Source organism: Sphingopyxis selenitireducens (assembly GCF_051550705.1).
Lineage (GTDB): Bacteria > Pseudomonadota > Alphaproteobacteria > Sphingomonadales > Sphingomonadaceae > Sphingopyxis.
Genome location: NZ_JBPULG010000003.1, coordinates 245,276 through 263,421, shown reverse-complemented (window position 1 = coordinate 263,421; position 18,146 = coordinate 245,276). Strand labels below are relative to the sequence as shown.

16 protein-coding genes are annotated in these 18,146 nt (G+C 64.4%); 9 read left to right on the top strand and 7 right to left on the bottom strand.

Translation table 11 applies throughout. The annotated features are described in order from the left end of the window. The first annotated feature begins 56 nt into the window (after positions 1-56). Together ACSYDV_RS11240 and ACSYDV_RS11235 are read left to right on the top strand one after the other, a co-directional pair. Complete coding sequence (locus ACSYDV_RS11240; RefSeq protein ID WP_438323902.1) at positions 57-728, top strand: DUF6975 family protein; 672 nt, start codon at positions 57-59, stop codon at positions 726-728. 106 nt (positions 729-834) lie between these two features. Continuing rightward, the gene (locus ACSYDV_RS11235; RefSeq protein WP_438323901.1) at positions 835-1,680 is read left to right on the top strand and encodes an AAA family ATPase; all 846 of its coding nucleotides are present in this window, start codon (positions 835-837) and stop codon (positions 1,678-1,680) included. Between the two features lie 89 nt (positions 1,681-1,769). Here ACSYDV_RS11235 and ACSYDV_RS11230 read toward each other — a convergent pair whose 3' ends face one another. Then, positions 1,770-3,167, bottom strand: a complete 1,398-nt coding sequence (locus ACSYDV_RS11230) for a methyl-accepting chemotaxis protein (RefSeq protein ID WP_438323900.1) — start codon at positions 3,165-3,167, stop codon at positions 1,770-1,772. Between the two features lie 130 nt (positions 3,168-3,297). Here ACSYDV_RS11230 and ACSYDV_RS11225 point away from each other — a divergent pair, with 130 nt between their 5' ends. The 3 genes from ACSYDV_RS11225 (at position 3,298) to ACSYDV_RS11215 (ending at position 6,306) form a co-directional block, all read left to right on the top strand. Further along, positions 3,298-4,476, top strand: a complete 1,179-nt coding sequence (locus tag ACSYDV_RS11225) for a vWA domain-containing protein (protein WP_438323899.1) — start codon at positions 3,298-3,300, stop codon at positions 4,474-4,476. A 164-nt stretch (positions 4,477-4,640) separates the two neighbouring features. Continuing rightward, positions 4,641-5,447, top strand: coding sequence for a lipid II flippase Amj family protein (locus ACSYDV_RS11220; protein WP_438323898.1), 807 nt, complete (start codon positions 4,641-4,643; stop codon positions 5,445-5,447). Further along, positions 5,440-6,306 carry a DUF817 domain-containing protein gene (locus ACSYDV_RS11215; protein WP_438323897.1) on the top strand — a complete coding sequence of 289 codons (867 nt, stop codon included), beginning with the start codon at positions 5,440-5,442 and terminating at the stop codon, positions 6,304-6,306. Before ACSYDV_RS11220 ends, ACSYDV_RS11215 begins: the two co-directional genes overlap by 8 nt. A 3-nt stretch (positions 6,307-6,309) precedes the next feature. Here the strand turns inward: ACSYDV_RS11215 and ACSYDV_RS11210 are convergent, their stop codons facing one another. The 5 genes from ACSYDV_RS11210 to ACSYDV_RS11190 form a co-directional block, all read right to left on the bottom strand. Then, positions 6,310-6,642, bottom strand: coding sequence for a hypothetical protein (locus ACSYDV_RS11210; protein WP_438323896.1), 333 nt, complete (start codon positions 6,640-6,642; stop codon positions 6,310-6,312). Between the two features lie 69 nt (positions 6,643-6,711). Continuing rightward, positions 6,712-7,290 (bottom strand): hypothetical protein, encoded by a 579-nt coding sequence (locus ACSYDV_RS11205; RefSeq protein ID WP_438323895.1) that lies wholly within the window; start codon positions 7,288-7,290, stop codon positions 6,712-6,714. Further along, positions 7,287-8,582: a M24 family metallopeptidase gene (locus ACSYDV_RS11200; RefSeq protein WP_438323894.1), complete on the bottom strand. Its 1,296-nt coding sequence runs from the start codon at positions 8,580-8,582 to the stop codon at positions 7,287-7,289. Before ACSYDV_RS11200 ends, ACSYDV_RS11205 begins: the two co-directional genes overlap by 4 nt. Beyond that, positions 8,546-9,754: an exo-beta-N-acetylmuramidase NamZ family protein gene (locus tag ACSYDV_RS11195; protein ID WP_438323893.1), complete on the bottom strand. Its 1,209-nt coding sequence runs from the start codon at positions 9,752-9,754 to the stop codon at positions 8,546-8,548. Before ACSYDV_RS11195 ends, ACSYDV_RS11200 begins: the two co-directional genes overlap by 37 nt. Continuing rightward, entirely contained in the window at positions 9,751-10,299 is a 549-nt protein-coding gene (locus ACSYDV_RS11190) for a DOMON-like domain-containing protein (protein WP_438324284.1), read from the bottom strand. Before ACSYDV_RS11190 ends, ACSYDV_RS11195 begins: the two co-directional genes overlap by 4 nt. A 41-nt stretch (positions 10,300-10,340) precedes the next feature. Between ACSYDV_RS11190 and tyrS the strand changes: the two genes are divergently transcribed. After that, entirely contained in the window at positions 10,341-11,567 is a 1,227-nt protein-coding gene (tyrS, locus tag ACSYDV_RS11185) for a tyrosine--tRNA ligase (RefSeq protein ID WP_438323892.1), read from the top strand. Between the two features lie 74 nt (positions 11,568-11,641). Beyond that, positions 11,642-11,983 (top strand): PilZ domain-containing protein, encoded by a 342-nt coding sequence (locus tag ACSYDV_RS11180; RefSeq protein ID WP_438323891.1) that lies wholly within the window; start codon positions 11,642-11,644, stop codon positions 11,981-11,983. A 93-nt stretch (positions 11,984-12,076) separates the two neighbouring features. Here the strand turns inward: ACSYDV_RS11180 and recG are convergent, their stop codons facing one another. Then, the gene (gene recG / locus ACSYDV_RS11175; RefSeq protein ID WP_438323890.1) at positions 12,077-14,143 is read right to left on the bottom strand and encodes an ATP-dependent DNA helicase RecG; all 2,067 of its coding nucleotides are present in this window, start codon (positions 14,141-14,143) and stop codon (positions 12,077-12,079) included. Between the two features lie 244 nt (positions 14,144-14,387). On the opposite strand from recG, the gene ACSYDV_RS11170 reads away from it, so the two are divergent. Both ACSYDV_RS11170 and mfd read left to right on the top strand, forming a co-directional pair. Beyond that, positions 14,388-14,648 carry a succinate dehydrogenase assembly factor 2 gene (locus tag ACSYDV_RS11170; RefSeq protein WP_438323889.1) on the top strand — a complete coding sequence of 87 codons (261 nt, stop codon included), beginning with the start codon at positions 14,388-14,390 and terminating at the stop codon, positions 14,646-14,648. Continuing rightward, positions 14,645-18,139 carry a transcription-repair coupling factor gene (gene mfd / locus ACSYDV_RS11165; protein ID WP_438323888.1) on the top strand — a complete coding sequence of 1,165 codons (3,495 nt, stop codon included), beginning with the start codon at positions 14,645-14,647 and terminating at the stop codon, positions 18,137-18,139. The genes ACSYDV_RS11170 and mfd overlap by 4 nt, the downstream gene beginning before the upstream one ends. Positions 18,140-18,146: the final 7 nt, after the last annotated feature.

The following is an 18,146-nucleotide window of genomic DNA, read 5'->3' as shown; positions in this document are numbered from 1 at the left end:
ATCGCTGAATTCACCGGCGCGGGCACATCTCCCGCACCGCAGGCGAGGATGAAGAATTGAGCCAGTCGATCCAGCCCCGACCGCAGACGCGCGCCGCAGCGGAAATGCTCGATGCGCTGGTCGCCAGCAACGGCACCGGCGCGCATCCCCACGTCCGTTCAGGCGCCCTGTCGAATGGCGCGGACGCGATGCGCAATCTCGCCGACGCCGTCCATTTCCTCTGCCTGCTCCACGGCCGCCATCCGGGTGTGATCGACAGTGCCGCGCGCAAGGCGGTCGATCCCGCCTCGCGACCGTGGCTCGAAGAAGCCGCAGAAGCTTTTGCCGAGGAACGCGCTTTTCTGTCCAAAATAGCCTCAGCAGTCGGCCCGGTGCCGAGCACCCAGGGTCAGGCGCAATGCGAGGCCGCCGTTGTGGCGCAGCGGCGCGCGCTTGACATGCTCGCCGAATCGGATCGCCACGGCTGCGCCATCGGCGCCGCAATCGCCCTGACGCTCGACTGGCGCACGATCCGCGTCCTTCTCGACATCAGCGCCCAGCGGCTCGACATGGCGGTGCCGACCTGCAAGCTCCCCGATCTACGCGATACTGCGCGCCTCGCGGGCACCATTGCCGACAGCGCGGCGGTCGAACGCGCGATGACATTCGGCGCGCAACAGCTGATCGCCCAGCATAGCGGCCTGTGGGACCTCATGGCCGCACGCGCCGCAAGCCGGGCGATTTCGTAAAATCCCCCTCCCCCGGGTAAGAGGGGGAGACTCGCTTGCACCCTCCTCCCGCCCTCGCTATGCAAATCCCAGTTGACGTTCACGTTAAGGGAAAGGCCGAGCCGCCATGCGTTTCGAGGGAACCAGCGCCTATATCGCAACCGACGATCTGAAGGTCGCGGTCAACGCCGCGACGATGCTGCGCCGCCCGCTGCTCGTGAAGGGTGAACCCGGCACCGGCAAGACCGTGCTGGCCGAGGAAATTTCCAAGGCGTTCGACGCGCCACTCATCACCTGGAACATCAAATCGACCACCAAGGCGCAGCAGGGTCTCTATGAATATGACGCGGTCGCGCGTCTGCGCGATGGCCAGCTCGGCGAAGAGCGCGTCCACGACATCCGCAACTATATCCGCAAGGGCAAGCTGTGGGAGGCGTTCACCGCGCCCAAGCTCCCCGTCCTGCTGATCGACGAGATCGACAAGGCCGACATCGAATTCCCGAACGATCTGCTTCAGGAACTCGATCGCATGGCCTTCCATGTTTACGAAACCGACGAAACGGTGAGCGCAAAGGAGCGCCCGATCGTCGTCATCACCTCGAACAACGAAAAGGAACTGCCCGACGCCTTCCTGCGCCGCTGCTTCTTCCATTACATCAAATTCCCCGACCGCGACACGATGGCCGACATCGTCGAGGTCCACTTCCCCGGCATCCAGAAGACGCTGGTCAGCCGCGCAATGGATATTTTCTATGAAGTTCGCGACGTCCCCGGGCTCAAGAAAAAGCCGTCAACCAGCGAACTGATCGATTGGCTCAAACTGCTGCTCAACGAGGACATGCCGCTCGAAGTTCTCCAGAACCGCGACGTCGGCAAGGCAATCCCGCCGCTCCACGGCGCGCTGCTCAAAAATGAGCAGGACGTGATGCTGTTCGAAAAGCTCGCTTTCATGGCGCGGCGTCAGGGCAGCTGAGCGCCCAGACTCAATCCGGAAATCCATTCACGCTGAGCTTGTCGAAGGGCGCTTCGACAAGCTCAGCGTGAATGCGGCTTTACGTTGCCCTATAGCTGATACGCGACCTCGACGTCGCCCCACCGCCGGCCATTGATCACCGCCGGCGTGTAGACGTTGCGCACCGTCACATAATGGATGCCATCGCCTTCCTGACGATAGACCGTCATGAAAAAAGGCGCCGTGCTGCGCTTCGCCGCTGCATCGGTCTCGTCATAGAGAATGCGGCCATTGCGGCAGTGCGCAGTGTCATGCTCGATCTCGCCGGTCGGGACACGCGAACATTCCGAGATATGCGTCGGCAGGAACCCGTTCATATCGCCCGCCGAGGACATTTTAATTTCAGGATGTTCGGCGACGATGCGATCGAACAACGGCCGCCAGTTCGCATCTGCCCAGTCGCAGAGCGTAGTACGGAAACGTTCGGGGTTCGATCCCGGAACGCGGACATAATCGGTATCGAACAGCTGCTCCATCGTCAGCTGCCCCCTGTCGAGCGCGCGCTCGGCCAGCGCGACAAACTCGTCGCGCACGCGCGCCGCCAGATCGACGATCGCCGAATCCTGCGGACTGACTCCCGCCGAGATCACCGCATTGAACATGCGGTTCGACACATGCTCCATCGAGAGGATCGAATCGCGCGTACCCTCCAGCGTCGCGCCATTGTCGCGCACCGAATCAACCACCCGGTCGAGAGCTTCGCGCACCTTCGCGCCATTGGCATGCACCATCGCGCTCGACTGCGCGATGCGGTCGCTCTGATCGTCAAGCAGTGCGACGAGATGCGTCGCATCGTGCAACGCGTCGGTGATCGTTTCGAACTGCGCCTCCGCGCGGCTCGACTGTTCGACCCCCGACTGGATTTCGGTGACCAGCCCGCTCGCTTCGGCGGCGAGGCTGCCGATGCTGCGGCGGATCTCGTCGGTTGCGCCGCGGGTATTCTGCGCAAGCTTCTTCACCTCGGCCGCAACGACCGCAAAGGTGCGGCCGGCATCACCGGCGCGCTCGGCCTCGATCGCGGCATTTAGTGCGAGCATGTTCGTGGTCTTGGCGATCTGTTCGATCGACTGGCTGACCTGCTGAACCTGCTCCATCACCGACGCGAAGTTGGTGACATGCTTACCCAGCCGCGCGACGAGATCGATGACGGAACGGAATTCAGCGACCGCAGCATTGACGCGATCGGCGCCGGCATCGAGCTGTTCGCATGCCCGCGCCGACAGCAATTTTGCTTCGTCGGTCGAATCGGCGATCTGGCGCTGATCGGCCTCAAGGCCCATCACATAGTCCTCGAGCCGGCCAAGCTCGCCGAGCTGGCGACCCATCTGGTCGGTCGCAAGCTTGATCCGCCCAGCCGCGTCGCTGCAGCCCACCGCCAGTTCGCCGCAATCGCTTGCAACCGACTGATCGAGGATCGGCGCCACCGGATTGATCGGATCATATTTCATTGCGCCACCCACGTCTGAATTGATCGCGATGCTATGCCTGACATTGGTTAACGTGGCGTCAATCCGGGGCCATGCTTTCCGTTTACGTAAAGCAGTTGCGCCCGTGGCCGCGAAAGGATAATCCTGATCCATGCTTCTTGGTTTTCTCGACGAACTGCGCGCCGCGGGGATTCCCGCCAGCCTGAAAGAGCATCTGATGCTCCTCGAAGCGCTCGACCGCGAGGTGATCGATCGCAGCCCCGAGCAATTCTACTATCTCAGCCGCGCGATTTACGTGAAGGACGAAGGCCTGCTCGACCGCTTCGATCAGGTGTTCAACAAGGTCTTCAAGGGCCTGCTCACAGATTATGGCCAGAACCCCGTCGACATTCCCGAAGAATGGCTGAAGGCCGTCGCCGAAAAATATCTGTCGGCCGAGGAGATGGAGGCGATCAAGTCGCTCGGCGACTGGGACAAGATTATGGAGACGCTGAAAGAGCGGCTCGAAGAACAGCAGAAACGCCATCAGGGCGGTAACAAGTGGATCGGCACCGGCGGCACCAGCCCCTTCGGCAATTCGGGCTATAATCCCGAAGGCGTGCGGATCGGCGGCGAGAGCAAGCACAAGCGCGCACTCAAGGTATGGGAAAAGCGCGAGTTCCAGAACCTCGACAACACCAAGGAACTCGGCACCCGCAACATCAAGATCGCGCTCCGCCGTCTGCGCAAATTCGCGCGTGAGGGCGCGGCGGACGAACTCGACATTCCGGGCACGATCGACGGCACCGCGCGGCAGGGCTGGCTCGATATCAAGATGCGCCCCGAACGGCGCAATGCGGTCAAGCTGCTCTTGTTCCTGGACGTTGGCGGATCGATGGACCCGTTCATCAAGCTCTGCGAAGAATTGTTCAGCGCGGCGACGACCGAATTCAAGAATCTCGAATTCTTCTACTTCCACAACTGCCCCTATGAAGGCGTGTGGAAGGACAACAAGCGCCGCTGGTCCGAGCGACATCAGATGTGGGACATCCTCCACAAATATGGCCATGATTATAAGGTGATCTTAGTCGGCGACGCATCGATGTCGGCCTATGAAATCACCCATCCTGGCGGCAGCGTCGAACATTTCAACGAGGAATCGGGTGCGGTCTGGCTCGGGCGGATCACCCATGTCTACCCCGCCGCGGTGTGGCTCAATCCGGTGCCCGAGGCGCATTGGGGCTACACCCAGTCGGTGAAGCTGATCAAACAGCTGATGAACGACCGCATGTACCCGCTCAGCCTTGCCGGACTGGACGACGCGATGCGCGAGCTGACGCGAAAGCATTGACGCGGCGCGCACGCGCATTAAGCCATGACGACCTCAAGCTGATCCAGATATTCCGTTCGCATCGAGCGAAGTCGAGATGCCTATCTTGAGCGCCCTCGTTCAGGGTGTCTCGACTTCGCTCGACACGAACGGATCATTCAGGATTCCGTCGCGTTAGGCGTCCTATGATCGACCTCCCCCTTATCATCATCCTGCTGCTCACGGGCTTCATCAACCTCATCGGCGCGCTTGCCTATGCCGCGCGGATCGCCGGAGTGCGGACGCGGCGGATCGCGATGTCGTTCGCGCTGTTCAACATTCTCGTACTCTTTTCGCGCACCTCGAACAGCTTTCTGGGCCCCTTTCTCGCCAAACGGATCGAAACGCGCATCCATGACGGCAGCGGCGCCTCGCTGTTTATCGACATGCAGTTCGTACTCGCCGCGGCGAGCGTCGCGACGCTGATCGGCATCCTGCTCGTCCCCACGGGACAGCGCATGTTCGCCGCGGCGATCGGCTGGTATCAAACCAACCGTTCGACAACGAAACTCGCGCTCAAGGCGGCGAGCCCCAGCGGACTGCGGACGCTCCGCCAGTCGCTCCGCTTTCCCAGCTTCGCCCATCTGCGCGGCTGGCGCATGCCGAAAGGGATCGGGTGGGGCGTCCTCATCGCCAATTGCCTCGCGCAATCGCTGCTCGCCGTCGGGGTGGTCGCGTCGCTCTACGCCGGCTATCTCGCCCCCGAGTTTCGCGTCACCGCGTCGCAGCTTTCGGCGCTGATCAACGGCTTCGCCACCATCCTGCTCTTCGCCTTCATCGACCCGCAGCTGTCGGTGATGACCGACGACGCGGTCGAGGGCAAAGTCGATGAGGCCGACTTCCGCCGCGCGATCACGCTCATCTCGCTGAGCCGCCTTGCGGGCACTATCCTCGCGCAACTCCTGCTGCTGCCAGCCGCACTGCTGATCGCCTATGTCGCCGTCTATGTCTGATCCGACGCGCGGCCACAGCCGCTTCCATGCCGTCCGATCGCGACTGGAGACGATGGCCGTCACGCCGGGGCCGCGTGGCTGGTTCCTCGAATTTCTCGTCTTCGGCTTCAAGCAAGGCTGGGCGTGCCTGTTCGGTGGGCTGATGCTCGCTCTATTGCTCGGCACGCATCTTTTCTGGCCCGACGATGCGCCGATCCACCGCTATGACGCGATCACCATCGGGGCGGTCCTGATACAGCTCGGCATGCTTGCCTTCCGGCTCGAGACGCCGAAGGAAGCGCTCGTCATCCTGATTTTCCACATCGTCGGCACGGTGATGGAATTGTTCAAGACGGCCGCGGGATCGTGGCAATATCCCGAAGCCAGCCTGCTCCACATCGGCGCCGTCCCGCTCTTCTCGGGCTTCATGTATGCCGCGGTCGGCAGCTATATCGCCCGCGTCTGGCGCATCTTCGACTTCCGTTACACCGCATATCCGCCAGCATGGGCAAGCTACGGCCTCGCCGCAGCCATCTATGTCAATTTCTTCGCGCACCACTGGCTTCCCGATATCCGCTGGATTTTGTTCGCCGTGACGGCCCTGCTCTTCTGGCGCTGTCAGGTGTGGTTCCGCCCCTTGCACGTCCACCGCCGCATGCCTTTGCTTGTGGGTTGGGGCCTCGTCGCGCTGTTCATCTGGTTCGCCGAAAATATCGGCACCTTTGCCCGCGCCTGGACTTACCCCAGCCAGAACGACGGCTGGCACATGGTCGGGCTCGAAAAACTAGGTAGCTGGTATCTGCTGATGATCATTTCGTTCGTGCTCGTCAGCCTCGTTCAACGACCGCGAGGCCCGTCGCCCGACTCCGCCGCGCAGTGACGATCACCGCGCGGCGAGCGCCAGCAGCTCTTCGGCAAGCGCCGGCTTGGGTGCGAACGCCCGCGCGCGCCAGTCGGGAACCAGCCGGTCGACGACCAGCATCAGCCCCAGCCCCTGATCCTGCGACCACTGCGTCTTGCGCCTCCGCACCGCGCGTTCCGCCACGTCGGGGGCATAGGTGCGGCGCGGCCCGTCGACATACCATTTATAGATGAGCCACTGGCCAAGCCCTTCCATCTGAAGGAAGACATCATCCAGCGGCGCCCATTTGGCATTCGCGCCGGTGAACCATCGCGCATGCCGCGCACGCATCGCCGCCAGCGCCTCGCGCGCCAAGCGCCGCGCCTCGGCATCGTCGGGGGCAGCGGCGGCGGCATAGAGCAGTTCGGTCTCGGCGCGAAAAGCCTAGACATAATCGGCATCGCCCTCGAACGCGCGCTGCAATGAGTCATCGTTGATATCGTCGGGCAGGCCATATTTGCGGCTCAGCGCGGCAAGGTGGGGATTGAGCGAGGCAAATTGCCGCGTGTGCATCATCTCGTGAAGCAGAACCCCGTCCATAAGCGTTTCGAGCCCGAGCTCACTCGCCACCCCGGCCTCGCGCCATATCGAGGGCATGCTCATCACGAAAAAGCCGTCGCGCGGCCCCCTGCCATCGGGACCGGCAAAAGCGACCACGCCCACCGGTGCTTTCCCACCATCGGGGAGCTGCATTTCCCCGGCGTGGAGCCGACCATTCCAGACGATCGGCTGGCCGGAAACGGGCAGCGCATTGACCTGACAATGCGCATCGACCGCAACAATCTGCGGCAACTCTGCAGGCGGCAAGCGCAGCAACGTCGCAGTCGCATAGTCCCAATTCGCCAGCGCCCCGTCGATCCACGCCTGATCATCGGCGCCAAGCCGACATGTCTCGGGTGCCGCCGAAACCGTCGTGGCGGACAGGCAAGCCGCGAGCAGGAAAGCAAGGCGGAACACCTTCATCCGAACGGCCGGTCGATCGAAGGCGGCGGCTCGCTGAACCACCGTGCCCCGCTGTCGGTCATATGGAAACAATCCTCGAGCCTGATGCCGAACTCGCCGGGGATATAGATGCCCGGCTCGTTCGAGAAGCACATGCCCGCCGCAAGCTTCGTCGCCTCGCCGCGCACCAGATTGACCGGCTCATGCCCGTCGAGCCCGATGCCGTGGCCGGTGCGGTGCGAGGTGCCGGGAAGTTTATAGCCCGGCCCCCACCCCAGACTTTCATAAAAGCCGCGCAGTGCATCATCGACCTTGCCCGCCGGCGTACCCAGCTTCGCGGCCGCAAAGGCGACATCCTGCCCCTTGCGCATCTGATCCCACACCTGCCGCTGGCGCGCCGAGGCTTTACCGTAAACGAAGGTCCGCGAGATGTCGGATTGATAGCCGTGCACCGTCGCGCCGCAGTCCATCAGCACGACCTCGCCGCTGTTCACCACCTGCGGTTTGCCCGACCCGTGCGGATAAGCGCTCGCCTCGCCGAGCAGGATCAGCTCGAACTCGCTCTTGCCGCCGAGCGCCGTCGTCGCGGCCTTCATGATCGCGCCGATATCCGCCGGGCTCATCCCGGCCTCGATCCGCGGCCCAGTGTGGCGATAGGCGGCGAGCGTGATATCGGCGGCGATCTGCATGAGCGCGATTTCGGCGGGCGACTTGTGCATCCGGCACCCGCGCACGACCGGGGCGCCGTTGATGACCGTCGCGTCCGGCATCGCCTTTTCGAGGCCATCGACCGCGAAATAGCGGACGGTTTCCTCAACCCCGATACGGCCATTCGCCAGCCCCCGCTTGCCGAGCCATGCCGCAACCGCCGCCAGCGGATTTTCATCCTCGTTCCACGTCAGCACCTCGGCCGGAACACCCAGGCTCTCGCGTACCGACGGTTCCTCAAAAAAGGGTGTGACGATCGCCACCTCGCCCTCGCGGGTCAGCACCGCGGCGGTCAAACGCTCGCTACGCCACCATTCGACCCCGGTGAAATAAATGAGGCTCGATCCGGGCTCAATCAGCAGCGCGCCGATGTCGTTCGCGCGCATCAGCTCTTTCGCCTTGGCGATCCGCGCCATGCGCTCCGCCTTGCCGATCGGGACCGCCTTGGCGGCGAGATTGGGAAGGTCCGCGGTATCGGCCGCGAATAAAGGGGAGGACCTAGTCGCGGCGAAGCCGGCCAAGGCGGCCGTCCCGATAAATTGCCTCCGCTGCACCACTGTCCCCTTCGTCAATAAATGAGCAAGTCCGCAATCTCGTCCTGCCATGCTGCCTCGTCGGGCAGCGCTAGCGCATCGAGGTCGCCCGGCGTCGCGCCCGCATCGTCGACCCATTCGCGCAGGATCGGCCCGCCGTTGATCACGTCGATCGCCAGCACATCATCGGTATATTCATATTTGAAGTCGGTGCCGCGCCAGATCGGATAGTCGGAATAAAGCGAGCGGATCGCCTTGAACCCCAGCGCCTGCACGCGCCACGGCCGGAATGCCGCATCGTCGTACCACGGCCCGTCGGCATGGATATGGACGCCGCTGTTGAGCTTGCCGGCATGCTTGTGGAAGGTCGGCTCGAACCAGATGTCGCGCAGCTTGCACCCCGCCAGCCATTCGGGCGCCAGCCGTTGCATTTCGGCGATCACGGCCCGCGCGTCGATGTCAGGGGCGCCGAACAGTTCAAGCGGTCGGGTCGTGCCACGCCCTTCGCTCAGGGTCGCACCCTCGACCATCACCGTCCCGGCGTAGGCGCGCGCCATATTGACGTTGGCGGCGTTCGGGCTGGGGTTCACCCATGCACGGTCGGTTGGCCAGCCGTAACCGGGCGCGGCACCGGGGTTCCATCCCGCCATCCCGATCACGCGATAATCGACGTTCAGGTTGAAATGGCGAATGAACCACGCGCCCATCTCGCCCATCGTCAGCCCGTGGCGCATGACCATCGGACCCGCGCCGACGAAGCTTTCCCAGCCTGCGCGCAGCAATGTGCCTTCTACCGGGCGCCCCGCCGGGTTTGGTCGGTCAAGAACCCACACCGCCTTGCCATGCTGCGCCGCCGCCTCGAGCATATAGAGCAAGGTCGTGACATAGGTGTAGATGCGGCAACCCAGATCCTGAAGGTCGATCAGGATCACATCGAACGTGTGCATCGACTGGCCGGTCGGGCGACGCACTTCGCCATAGAGGCTGAACACCGGCATGTCATAGGTCGGGTCGGTGAAGTCGGGCGACTCCATCATATTGTCCTGAAGATCGCCGCGCACGCCGTGCTGCGGCCCGAAAACCGCGGTGACATTCACCCCCGCCGCAACCAGCGCATCGAGACTGTGGGTCAGGTCGGCGGTGACCGAGGCCGGATGCGCGAGCAGCGCGACGCGCTGCCCCTCCAGCGGCTTCAGAAGCGCGGGGTCAGCGAGCAGGCGGTCGATGCCGAATTGGACAGTCATGCGGCGTCGGGTGCCCCAAGCGAGAGTGTAAAGCAATCGGGATGATGGAAGTCGGGTTTTCCCGGCGGGTGACAGAGCGCCCAATAGCTTTTGGTGCCATCAAGCTCCTCGATCACCACCGACAGCGCCATTCGGGTGCCGGTATCGGGAAAGATGCCGGGTTCGACCTGCAGGATGAATTGCGACGGACTGCGATCGACCGTCATGCTCCATGGCATCAGATCGTCGGACCGCAACAACGAGCGATAATCATCGAACTGGTAACAGGCCCAGCGGCCGTCGGGGGCATAGTTGAATTCGGTATAATCGGGCTCCTCCCCATCGGTCAGGAAGGCCTCGAAACAACTGCTCTGCCACAGTCCCTCGGTCGGACTGTCGGCGATGACCAGCTGCCCGTCGCCGGGCGGCAGCACCAGCTGATCGATCGCGCCATCGACGATGAAGCGCAGGATGAAACCATCGTCGAACGACCATTCGACCTCCGCCCACAGCGCCGCGACCGCCCGTGCCGGAGTGTCGGGGTGGCAGATCAGCTGTTCCCGCATGCTATTCAAATCGCAAACCCCATGCTAAGCGCCCGCCCGTTATGACCAGTTACAAATCCGACCTGCTGCGCACCCTCGACACCCGGGGCTATATCCACCAGATGACCGACGCGGAAGGGCTCGATGCCCTTGCCGCGACGCAGGTCATCCCGGCCTATATCGGTTTCGACGCAACCGCGCCCAGCCTGCACGTCGGCAGCCTCGTCCAGATCATGATGTTGCGCCGCCTGCAACAGGCGGGGCACAAGCCGGTCGTGCTGATGGGCGGCGGGACGACGCGGATCGGCGATCCGACGGGGCGCGACGAAAGCCGCAAGATGCTGACCGACGAAGTGATCGGGCAGAATATCGAGTCCATCTTCAGCATCTTCAAACAGTTCCTGACCTTTGGCGACGGCCCGACCGACGCGATCATGGTCAACAATGCCGACTGGCTCGGCGAGCTCGGCTATATCCAGTTGCTTCAGGAAGTCGGCACCCATTTCACGATCAACCGCATGATGACCTTTGATTCGGTCAAGCTGCGGCTTGAGCGCGAACAGCCGATGACCTTCCTCGAATTCAACTACATGATCCTGCAAGGCTATGATTTCCGCCATATGGCACAGACGATGGGCGTCCGCCTGCAAATGGGCGGATCGGACCAGTGGGGCAATATCGTCAACGGGATGGAACTTGGCCGCCGCATGGACGGGACCGCCCTGTTCGGCCTGACGACTCCGCTGCTCACTACCGCTGCGGGCACGAAAATGGGCAAGACCGCCGCGGGTGCTGTCTGGCTTAATCCCGAACAACTGTCCCATTTTGATTATTGGCAGTTCTGGCGCAATTGCGACGACCGCGACGTCGGCCGTTTCCTGAAATTGTTCACCGACCTGCCGCTGGACGAGATCGCGCGGCTGGAAGCGCTTGAGGGCGCCGAGATCAATACGGCCAAGAAGATCCTCGCCGACGCGGCGACCGCCATGTGCCGCGGCGAAGAGGCGGCGCGGACCGCTTCGGAGACCGCCGCACAAACCTTTGAAAAGGGCCAGATCGGCGGCGACCTGCCGCAAGTCGCGGCCCCGGCAGAGGGCATCGGCATCCTGAACGCGCTGCGCGAGCTTGGCTTTGCGGCGTCGAACAAGGAAGCGCGGCGCAAGCTGGACGAGGGCGCGGTGAAGGTCGATGGCGAGGTGATCCGTGATCCGCATCACCTGATCCTGCCCGCCGAAACGGCGGTTCCGGTCAGCCTGGGCGCGAAGAAACATGGGCTGGTGACTCGCTAAATCGCCCGAAGGCGTTTACCGATTCTTCAGCAATGAAACCGATCCTTTCGCCAAATCATCAAAGGTCCGGACCTATGCGTAAAATCGACACCAGCAAGGCCCATTATGTCGGGCTAGACCAGCGGATTGCTCCGCGCAGCGATGTCTATGCGCGCCTGCCCTTTGCCTTGCCCGACGGGCGCCAGGAAATGTGCACCTGCGTCAACATCAGCGCCGACGGCCTGTTGATGCGCTTCGAGCCCGGGCTTGAGGTCGGCGACCTTGTCGTCTTTCGCATGCCGATCATCGGCCGTACCGCAGCGAAGGTCGTCTGGTCGCTCGCCGGCAAGACCGGTGTGCAGTTCGAAACGTCGATCTCCGCCGAAGATTATCTGCCGATGATCCGTGCCATGGGCGGACGCGGGGATGTGAACTAACAATTCCAATATCGTCGCCCCCGCGAAGGCGGGGGCCGCTGGCAACCTTGTGCAAGGCCGATTGCGGCCCCCGCCTTCGCGGGGGCGACGTGTTTACCCACTCCGCAACAACGGCACCGCCGCATCGCGTTCGAACAGATAAAGACATAATCGCACCGGCTCGGCCCGCGCGCCGTCCATCCCGTTGTCGCGCTCGACGAACAGCCGGGCGTCGTCATGTGCGACCGGCAGCAGGCGAACGAGCTGCTCCGGGGTCGCCAGCCGGTAATCGGCGTCGCCCGACTGCTTGAGTCCCAACAGTTCGCCGCCGCCGCGCAATTCCAGATCCTTCTCGGCAATCACGAAGCCGTCATTGGTGTCGCGCATCAGCGCCAGCCGCTGGCGCGCGGTTTCGGACAGATTTTGCGACCGCAGCAGCAGACACACCGATTTCGCCGTCCCGCGCCCGACGCGCCCGCGCAGCTGGTGGAGCTGGGCCAGCCCGAAATTCTCGGCATGTTCGATGATCATCAGGCTGGCGGCGGGAACATCGACCCCGACCTCGATCACCGTCGTCGCGACAAGGACGCCGATCTCGCCCGCCTGAAAGCGCGCCATGACCGCGTCCTTGTCGGGCCCCTTCATGCGGCCATGGACCAGCCCGACGCGATCGGGGCCCAATCGCTCGCTGAGCAGCGCCGCGCGTTCTTCGGCCGCCGCCAGTTCGCTCGCCTCGCTTTCGGCGACGAGCGGGCAAACCCAATAGGCCTGCGCCCCGCCGTCCAGATGGCGCTCCAGCCCGCCGACCACCTCGTCGAGCCGGTCGATCGACACGACGCGCGTATCGACGGGGGTGCGCCCCGGCGGCATTTCGTCGAGCCGCGACACGTCCATCTCGCCATGATTGGCGAGCAGCAGCGTGCGCGGGATCGGGGTCGCGGTCATCACCAGCAGATGCGGCGGCCGCGCTGCCTTTTGGGTCAGCATCAACCGCTGCGCGACGCCGAAGCGATGCTGTTCGTCGACCACGACCAGCGACAGGTCGCGGTAGGTCACCGCATCCTGAAAAATCGCGTGGGTGCCGACGAGAATGTCGATGCTACCGTCGGCGAGCCCCATCAATGTCGATTCGCGCGCCTTGCCTTTATCGCGGCCGGTCAGGATCGCGATATTGACCGGCAATCCGCCCAGCATTTTTTGCAGCGTCGCGAAATGCTGACGCGCCAGTATCTCGGTCGGCGCGAGCATCGCCGTCTGCGTTCCCGCCTCGACCGCCGCGAGCATCGCGCGCAGCGCCACCAGCGTCTTGCCCGACCCGACATCGCCCTGGAGCATACGCAGCATCGGCGTCTCGCCGCCCATATCGGCGGCAATTTCACGCCCCACCCGTTCCTGCGCGCCGGTCAGTCCGAACGGCAGGCGCAGCGCATCGATCAACCGCCCGTCGCCGACCACCGCGCGCCCCTTGCGGTTGCGCAGGCCTTGCCGGATCAGCATCAGCGCGACCTGGCTCGCGAAAATCTCGTCATAGGCCAGCCGGTCGCGCGCGGGGGCGTCGTGCGGGCTCGCATGCGCGCGCTCGATCGCCTCGCGCCACGCAGGCCAGTTCCGGGTCGCCAGCAAGGGCGCGTCGACCCATTCGGCCAGTTCAGGCCGCCGCTCGATCGCCACCGCCGCGAGCTGCGACAGCCGCGCATTGGTCAGCCCTTCGGTCAGCGGATAGACGGGTTCGTGGATCGCGATCCCCGCCTCGTCGCCCGGCTCGGCGACATGGTCCGGGTGCACGATCTGGCGCATATCGCCGTACATATCGAGCCGCCCCGACACGCGCCGCGTCTCGCCGAGTGGAAACAGTTTGCGCGCCAGTCCCGACGCCCGCCCGAAATAAACGAGCCGCACATGATCGCCCGCGCTGTCGAACGCCTCGACGCCAAACGGCGCGCGCGGGCTGCGGCCCGAACGATAATCCTGCGCGGTCACATCGACGATGATCGCCTGCCCCACCTGTGCCTGATCGAGCCGGTCGACCGGAAAGCGCGAGATCAGCCCGGTCGGCAGATGAAACAGCACATCGATGACGCGCTCCAGCCCCAGCCGCGTCAGCGGCTTGGCAAGCTGCGGCCCCACCCCCTTGAGGTCGGTCAGCGCGGCGAAGAGCGGATTGAGAATTTCGGGTCGCATGGCGTTCGATCAGAGCCCCCGCGACCCGCGCAATTTTATTCCAAAGTATAGGAAGTACAGTCTACGTCCCCCCTCTGTCTGCTCATCTTGGCGGGCCGTGGACGGAGTGGGGCGGCACGCGACTGGCAAGCAGAGAATCCGGATCATCGGATGACGCTAGAGCGGCGCGCGCATGTAGGACAGCGAAAAAATCAGTGATGCCGTCCCCGTTGCCAGATCGGTTGAGACGGTTAAAAGGCCCGCCATGAACGACCGCCTGAAACGCCTGAAATTTCGCGCCTGGCACCGCGGCACGCGCGAGGCCGACTATATGATCGGCGGCTTTTTCGATCGCTATGCAGCGACATGGAGCGAGGAAGAGATCGCCTGGTACGAAATCGTGGTCGAGGAAGATGACGTCGACATCATGGCGTGGGCGCTCGGCACCGGCGAGCCGCCGGAGCATCTCGCACACCCCAAGCTGATTCCCGCGATGCGCCGGCTGGACTATATCCCGCTGCCATGACCAAACCCGCCGCCGACATTTTCGCCGCCATCGGGTCGGCATCGGCGCCGCTGACGCTGGCGCGCGCCGCCGACGGTTTTCTGCCGCTGTTGCTCGCCGATCTGGCCCGCGCCAGCGACAAGCGCCTTGTCTATGTCGCGACCGACGACAGCGCAATGCAGGCGATCGCCGACGCCGCGCCCTTCTTTGCCCCCGACCTGATCGTCCACCGCTTTCCCGCATGGGACTGCCTGCCCTATGATCGCGCCGGCCCGTCGATGCGCGCCAGCGCGGACCGCCTCGCGACGCTGTCGGCATTGCAGAACCCACCGAAGCGCGGCGAGCTGATCCTCACCACCGTCGCCGCGATCACCCAGCGCACGCTCACCCCGTTCCGCATCCGCCAGCTCGCGACGACGCTTGCCGCCGGGCAGCGGATCGACCGCGATTCGCTGGCCGAGCTGCTCGTCTCCAATGGCTTCAGCCGCGTCGACACCGTCGCCGATCAGGGCGAGTTCGCGATCCGCGGCGGCATCGTCGATCTGTTTCCGGCGGGCGAGGAAACCGGGCTGCGCGTCGATTTCTTTGGCGACGAGATCGAAAGCATCCGCCGTTTCGACCCCGCCGACCAGCGCAGCCTTGGCCCCGCCAAGGCGCTGAGCCTGCTTCCCGCCGCCGAAACCCTGCTCGACGAAGCGACGATCAAGCGCTTCCGATCCGCCTATCGCGACCTGTTCGGCGCGCAGGCGACCGGCGACCCGCTGTATCAGGCGGTCAGCGAAGGCCGGCGTCAGGCGGGGATGGACCATTGGCTGCCGCTGTTCGAGGAACGGCTGGCGACGCTGTTCGACCATATCGACCCGGCGACCCCGGTGCTGCGCGGCCATCGTACCGAGGCGACCGCCGAAACGCGCTTCGCCGCCATCACCGATTATCACGCAAACCGCGTCGCCGCCGCCGAAGAGAGCGCGGGCAGCTATCGCCCGCTCGCCCCCGATACGCTGTACCTGACCGAAGCCGAGTGGTCCGGGGCATCGGCAAGCCGCCCGATCCACATCGTCACCCCCTTTGACATTCCCCCCGCCGCGCAGGTGATCGACCTGGAGACCTTCGCCGCGCGCGATTTCACCCCCGAACGCGCCGCCGACGCCAATGTTTACGAGAAGGTCGCCGACCATCTCTCCGACGAGCGCCGCAAGTCGCGCCGCACGATCATCGCCAGCTATTCGGGCGGCGCGCGCGATCGCCTGTCGGGCCTGCTGCGCGAGCATGGCGTGACCTCGCTCGCGCCGGTCGACAGCTGGCAGGAAGCGCTTGGCACGGCATCGGCCGAAAGCGGCGGGGCGACCGCAATGGTCGTGCTGCCGCTCGACCATGGTTTCGCGAGCGACGCGATCAGCCTGCTCACCGAACAGGATATATTGGGCGAACGCCTCGTCCGCCGGCAAAAGCGCCGCAAGAGCGCCGACGCTTTCCTCGCCGAACTCGCGACGCTCAGCGTCGGCGATCTTGTCGTCCACCTCGACCATGGCATCGGCCGCTATGAGGGGCTGACCTCGATCCCCGTGGGCAACAGCCCGCATGATTGCGTCGCGCTGACTTACGCCGGCGGCGACAAGCTCTACGTCCCCGTTGAAAACCTCGACGTCCTTTCGCGCTACGGCGGCGAAAGCGACGGCGTCGGGCTCGACAAATTGGGCGGCGAAGCCTGGCAGCGCCGCAAGGCGCGGATGAAGGACCGCATTCGCGAAATTGCGGGCGAACTGCTCGCGACCGCGGCGCAGCGTGCGCTGCGTTCGGGCGAACCGCTCGCGCAGGACGCCGCCTACCCTGCCTTTGCCGACCGCTTCCCCTATCAGGAAACCGACGATCAGGACCGCGCGATCGGCGATGTCCTCGCCGACATGGCGTCGGGCCGCCCGATGGACCGTCTCGTCTGCGGCGACGTCGGTTTCGGCAAGACCGAGGTCGCGCTGCGCGCCGCGTTCGTCGCCGCGATGGCGGGGGTGCAGGTCGCGCTCGTCTGCCCCACCACGCTCTTGGCCCGCCAGCATTTCACCAATTTCGTCGAGCGGTTCAAAGGTTTCCCGATCAACATCGGCCGCCTGTCGCGCCTCGTCCCCGCCGCCGAGGCGCAGAAGACGCGCGACGGCCTGTCAAACGGACAGATCGACATTGTCGTCGGCACCCATGCGGTGATCGCGAAATCGGTCGAGTTCAAGAATCTCGGCCTCGTCATCGTCGATGAGGAACAGCGTTTCGGGGTGGTCCACAAGGAGCGGCTGAAACAGCTCAAGACCGACGTTCATGTTCTGACGCTGACCGCAACGCCGATCCCGCGCACGCTGCAAATGGCGATGTCGGGGCTGCGCGAGCTCAGCGTCATCCAGACGCCTCCCGTGGATCGCCTCGCGGTCCGCACCTATGTCGCGCCGTGGGATCCCGTCGTCATCCGCGAGGCGTTGCTGCGCGAACATGATCGCGGCGGCCAGAGCTTCTTCGTCACCCCGCGCATCAAGGATCTTCCCGATATCGAGGAATTCCTGCGCAACCGGGTGCCCGAGATCAAATATGTCGTCGCCCATGGCCAGATGGCGCCGGGCGAGGTCGAGGAGCGGATGAGCGCTTTCTACGACCGCAAATATGATGTGCTGGTGTCGACCACCATCGTCGAAAGCGGGCTCGATATCCCCAGCGCCAACACGCTGATCGTCCACCGCGCCGACCGCTTCGGCCTCGCCCAGCTGTACCAGCTGCGCGGCCGCGTCGGGCGGTCGAAGACGCGCGCCTACGCCTATCTGACCACGCCCGAGACGGGCAGCATCACCGATACGGCGGAAAAGCGCCTCAAGCTGCTCGGCGATCTCGACACATTGGGTGCGGGCTTCCAGCTCGCCAGCCACGACCTCGACATTCGCGGCGCGGGCAATCTCGTCGGCGACGAACAATCGGGCCATATCCGCGAGGTCGGCTTCGAATTGTACCAGTCGATGCTGGAGGATGCGATCCTCGTCGCCAAGGCCGAAGGCGCCGGCAAGCTGCCGCCGCGCGAAGCGCTGTCGCCGGTCATCACCGTCGATGCGCCGATCCTGATCCCCGAGGATTATGTCCCCGACCTGCCGCTGCGCATGGCGCTCTATCGCCGCCTCAACGATGCCGAGGATCGCCCGGCCCTCGACGCTTTCGCCGCCGAGATGATCGACCGCTTTGGCCCGCTGCCGCCCGAAACCGCGAACCTTGTCCAGCTGATGGAGATCAAGGCCAATGCGAAACTGGCCGGCATCGCCAAGCTCGACGTCGGGACCAAGGGCGCGCTGGTGTCGTTCCACGACAATCAGTTCGCCAATGTCCCCGGCCTGATCGCCTATGTCGAGCGGCTGAAGGGCCGCGCGCGGCTTCGCCCCGACAACAAGCTGTCGGTCAGCGGCGACTGGATGAGCACGGGTGCGCGATTGAACGGCGCGCTGCAATTGTCGAAGGGTTTGGGGAAACTCGCGCGGCAGGTCGGCTAGCGCCGGC

Excerpts from the sequence above, each read along its gene's own strand:
- recG (WP_438323890.1), bottom strand. The coding sequence starts at position 14,143 with ATGCGACCCGAAATTCTCAATCCGCTCTTCGCCGCGCTGACCGACCTC.
- ACSYDV_RS11170 (WP_438323889.1), top strand. The coding sequence starts at position 14,388 with ATGAACGACCGCCTGAAACGCCTGAAATTTCGCGCCTGGCACCGCGGC.
- ACSYDV_RS11180 (WP_438323891.1), top strand. The coding sequence starts at position 11,642 with ATGCGTAAAATCGACACCAGCAAGGCCCATTATGTCGGGCTAGACCAG.
- ACSYDV_RS11215 (WP_438323897.1), top strand. The coding sequence starts at position 5,440 with ATGTCTGATCCGACGCGCGGCCACAGCCGCTTCCATGCCGTCCGATCG.
- ACSYDV_RS11225 (WP_438323899.1), top strand. The coding sequence starts at position 3,298 with ATGCTTCTTGGTTTTCTCGACGAACTGCGCGCCGCGGGGATTCCCGCC.
- mfd (WP_438323888.1), top strand. The coding sequence starts at position 14,645 with ATGACCAAACCCGCCGCCGACATTTTCGCCGCCATCGGGTCGGCATCG.
- ACSYDV_RS11200 (WP_438323894.1), bottom strand. The coding sequence starts at position 8,582 with ATGGCAGGACGAGATTGCGGACTTGCTCATTTATTGACGAAGGGGACA.
- ACSYDV_RS11220 (WP_438323898.1), top strand. The coding sequence starts at position 4,641 with ATGATCGACCTCCCCCTTATCATCATCCTGCTGCTCACGGGCTTCATC.
- ACSYDV_RS11235 (WP_438323901.1), top strand. The coding sequence starts at position 835 with ATGCGTTTCGAGGGAACCAGCGCCTATATCGCAACCGACGATCTGAAG.
- ACSYDV_RS11195 (WP_438323893.1), bottom strand. The coding sequence starts at position 9,754 with ATGACTGTCCAATTCGGCATCGACCGCCTGCTCGCTGACCCCGCGCTT.
- ACSYDV_RS11190 (WP_438324284.1), bottom strand. The coding sequence starts at position 10,299 with ATGCGGGAACAGCTGATCTGCCACCCCGACACTCCGGCACGGGCGGTC.
- ACSYDV_RS11230 (WP_438323900.1), bottom strand. The coding sequence starts at position 3,167 with ATGAAATATGATCCGATCAATCCGGTGGCGCCGATCCTCGATCAGTCG.
- ACSYDV_RS11205 (WP_438323895.1), bottom strand. The coding sequence starts at position 7,290 with ATGAAGGTGTTCCGCCTTGCTTTCCTGCTCGCGGCTTGCCTGTCCGCC.
- tyrS (WP_438323892.1), top strand. The coding sequence starts at position 10,341 with ATGACCAGTTACAAATCCGACCTGCTGCGCACCCTCGACACCCGGGGC.